The sequence below is a fragment of the Brevundimonas sp. genome, assembly GCF_036400995.1.
GTDB lineage: Bacteria > Pseudomonadota > Alphaproteobacteria > Caulobacterales > Caulobacteraceae > Brevundimonas.
On sequence record NZ_DASWWG010000104.1, the window covers coordinates 1 to 3,643 of the forward strand.

Consider the following 3,643-nt stretch of genomic DNA (forward strand, 5'->3'; position numbering starts at 1 on the left):
AAGGCGGTGACGACGCCGACGTTCGGCTGCTTGCCGCCCATGGCGGTCAGCTTGTCGGCGAGGGTCTGGCCCGCGAAGGCGTGGGCCCAGTTGGCGCAGGACAGCTTGGCGCGGCCGGCGCCGCTGTCGCGGGCGGCGTCCCCGCCATGTGCGACGGCGTCACCCAGGGGCGCCCCGGCATGGAGCTGTCCCTGTTCAGCCGCGACGTCATCGCCATGTCCACCGGCGTCGCCCTGACCCACGACGCCTTCGACGCCGCCATGATGCTGGGCGTCTGCGACAAGATCGTCCCGGGCCTGTTCATCGGCGCCCTGGCTTTCGGCCACCTGCCGGTCATCTTCGCCCCGGCCGGTCCCATGCCCTCGGGCATCCCCAACGCCGAGAAGGCCCGCGTCCGCGCCCTCTATGCGCAAAACCAGGTGGACCGTCAGACCCTGCTGGAAAGCGAGATCGGCAGCTACCACTCGCCCGGCACCTGCACCTTCTACGGCACCGCCAACTCCAACCAGATGATGATGGAGATGGCCGGGCTGCACATGCCCTCGACCGCCTTCGTCCACCCGGAGACCGGCCTGCGCGACGCCCTGACCGCCGCCGCCGCCAAGCGCTCGGTCGAGCTGGCCCGGACCGGCTCGGGCCGCATGGCCGACGTCATCTCCGAGAAGTCGATCGTCAACATGATCGTGGCCCTGCTGGCCACCGGCGGCTCGACCAACCACGCCATCCACCTGGTCGCCATGGCGCGCGCCGCGGGCGTGATCATCGACTGGACCGACATGGACCAGCTGTCCTCGGCGACGCCGCTGCTGGCCCGCGTCTACCCGAACGGCTCGGCCGATGTGAACGCCTTCCAGGCCGCCGGGGGCGTCGCCTTCGTCACCCGCGAACTGGCCGAGGCCGGCAACATCCACGCCGACGTCGAAACCATCATGGGCAAGGGGCTGGACGCCTACTTCCAGGAGCCGTCCATGGTCGACGGCGAACTGGTCTGGCGTGACGGCGTGGCGCACAGCCTCGACCTCGACATCCTGCGCCCCGCCTCCGACCCGTTCCAGAAGGACGGCGGCCTGCGCCTCGTGAAGGGCGACCTCGGCCGCGCCGTCATCAAGGTCTCGGCGGTCAAGCCGGAGAACCGCATCGTCGAGGCCCCCGCCGCCGTCTTCGAGTCGCAGGAAGAGGCCCTGCAGGCTTTCAAGGACGGCAAGCTGAACCGCGACGTCGTCGTGGTCCTGCGCTTCCAGGGCCCCAAGGCCAACGGCATGCCCGAGCTGCACAGCCTGTCGCCCGCCCTCAGCGTGCTTCAGGACAAGGGCTTCAAGGTCGCCTTCGTCACCGACGGCCGCATGTCCGGCGCCTCGGGCAAGACGCCCGCCGCCATCCACGTCTCGCCCGAAGCCCTCGCGGGCGGCCCTCTGGCCCATGTGCGGGACGGCGACATTATCCGCCTCGACGCCGAGGCCGGGGTGCTGACCACCGTCGGCGTCAGCGACCTGACCGCCCGTCCCGCCGCCCACCGCACCGAGGCCCACGCCACCGGTTCCGCCTGGGGCTATGGCCGCGAACTGTTCGGCGCCTTCCGCCACGTCGTCTCGACCGCCGAGGAAGGCGCCTCCGTCTGCTTCGCCGTGCCCCCCGGCGCGCCGGTCAGCCAGGACACCCCGCCCGACCCGAACATCGTCGACCGGGCGGTGGACGCGTGACCATTCCGGCTTCCGCTCATCCCCGCGAAGGCGGGGACCCAGTGCTTTGGGTGAGCGGTGGCCGGGTTTGTATGTAAATCATCGTCCTGAAGAACCGGCGCCAAGCTGGACAGGACTGGGTCCCCGCCGTCGCGGGGATGAGCGGGTAGGAGACACAAGCTCATGACCGTCAACTGGGACAAGACCCTGCTCGTCGGCGACGTCGGCGGCACCAACGCCCGCTTCGCCATCGCCCACATGGTCAATGGCAAGCCGGTGCTCGAGCACCACGAAAGCTTCCCGGCCGATCGCTATCCGACCTTCCTCGAAGGCGTGAAGGCCTTCATCGACGGCTGCGAGGTCAAGCCGACCGGCGGCGTCATCGCCGTGGCCGGTCCGGTCACCGACGGCGAGATCGACCTGACCAACTCGCCCTGGCGCGTGTCCGAAGCCGAGCTGGGCACGCTGGGCCTCGATCCCGTGCGCCTGATCAACGATTTCGAGGCCCTGGCCTGGGGCGCGCCCGTCGTGCCGCAGGCCGAGCTGGCCTCGCTGGGCGGCCCGGAAGAAGGCGACCCTCACTCGGCCATCGCCGTGCTCGGGCCGGGCACCGGCTTCGGCGTCTCGGCGCTGATCCGCGACTCGCGCGGCAACGAACTGGCCATGCCGTCCGAGGGCGGCCACGCCTGCTTCGCCCCCGGCGACCCCATCGAGGACGAGATCCTGCGCATCCTGCGCCGCCGCTATGACCGCGTCTCGATCGAGCGCCTAATCTGCGGTCCCGGCCTGCTGAATATGCACCGCGCCCTGGCCGAGATCGACGGCCGCGAGACGCACATCGACGACCCGGCCCAGATCACCGCCGAGGCGCTGGAAGACCCGCAGAGCCACTGTGGCGCGACCCTCGCCCGCTTCTGCGCCATCCTGGGCGCCGTGGCCGGCGACATCGCCCTGACCACCGGCTCGCGCGGCGGCGTCTACATCGCCGGCGGCATCGCGCCGCGCATCCTGCCCTTCCTCAAGGCCAGCCCGTTCCGCGAACGCTTCGAGCGCAAGGGCCGGTTCAAGGACTATATGGCCGCCATTCCGACCCATGTGATCCTGCACAAGCACGCGGCCCTTCTGGGCGCCGCGCGGGTGGCCTTCGCCGCCGCAAGCTGAGCCGACGAAAGTTCACGCCGACCTCACGTCGGCGTGAACCTTTTCGAATCCCGCAGGTTGGTCCGGTCCCAGGAAGACAAGAAAAGGGACTGTTCCAATGCGTAAACTGATCATCGCCGCCACCGCCGTCGCCGCCTTCGCCGGCCTCGCCGCCTGTGGTGAAAGCGCCGCCGACAAGCAGGCCGAAGCCACCGCCGACCAGCTGGAAGCCCAGGCCGCCGCGACGCCGAACGAAGCCCAGGAGAAGGCCCTCAACACCGAGGCCGACCGTATCGAGCAGCAGGCCGGCAACGCCGACGGCGGCATGACCACCTCGAACACGCCCAGCACCACTCCGTCGGGCGAAATGACCACCCCGCCGGCCCCGGCGCAGTAAGGTCGGATCGTCTCCGGACGAACGAAGAAGGCCCCGCCGCTCTCGCGACGGGGCCTTTTTGCTGTCCCGGTGTCCGGCCATCAGTCGACGCAGATCGTCGCCTCGGCGCGGCCGTTCTCGACCGTGGTGTAGCAGCCGAAGCGGCTGGAATCGCGCTGGCAGGTCCCGACCGCGGCGGCGCCCGCCTGCGGGGTCCCGGCGACCTCCTCGACCCGGCAGTCGCCCTGGCAGTCCGAACCGGTCGTGCAGCGACGGCCCGCGTCGGCATAGGTGATCACGCAGCGCACCGACTGCATCCGCCCCTGCGGCAGCATCTTGCCGCCGCGCGCTGCGCACTCGGTCGCGTCCAGCGACGCCGAGTCCGCCACCGGCGCCCGCGTCTGCCCGACCTCGGCCAGGTCGCTCTTCACGCCGCTCTCGGTTGCCG

The 3,643-nt window shown here is 70.6% G+C and carries 4 protein-coding genes; 3 read left to right on the top strand and 1 reads right to left on the bottom strand.

What is annotated here, in order from left to right; translation table 11 throughout:
- The 3 genes from edd to VGE03_RS14295 form a co-directional block, all read left to right on the top strand.
- On the top strand, positions 1–1,700 hold a 1,700-nt coding region (gene edd / locus VGE03_RS14285; protein WP_414644966.1), incomplete at its 5' end, for a phosphogluconate dehydratase.
- A 162-nt stretch (positions 1,701–1,862) separates the two neighbouring features.
- Entirely contained in the window at positions 1,863–2,840 is a 978-nt protein-coding gene (gene glk, locus VGE03_RS14290; protein WP_331047143.1) for a glucokinase, read from the top strand.
- Positions 2,841–2,937: 97 nt separating this feature from the next.
- On the top strand, positions 2,938–3,216 hold the full coding sequence (locus VGE03_RS14295; RefSeq protein WP_331047144.1) for a hypothetical protein: 279 nt from the start codon (positions 2,938–2,940) through the stop codon (positions 3,214–3,216).
- Between the two features lie 80 nt (positions 3,217–3,296).
- On the opposite strand, the gene VGE03_RS14300 is transcribed toward VGE03_RS14295, so the two are convergent.
- Positions 3,297–3,643, bottom strand: a 347-nt coding sequence (locus tag VGE03_RS14300) for a hypothetical protein (protein ID WP_331047145.1), incomplete at its 5' end; no start/stop codon positions are given.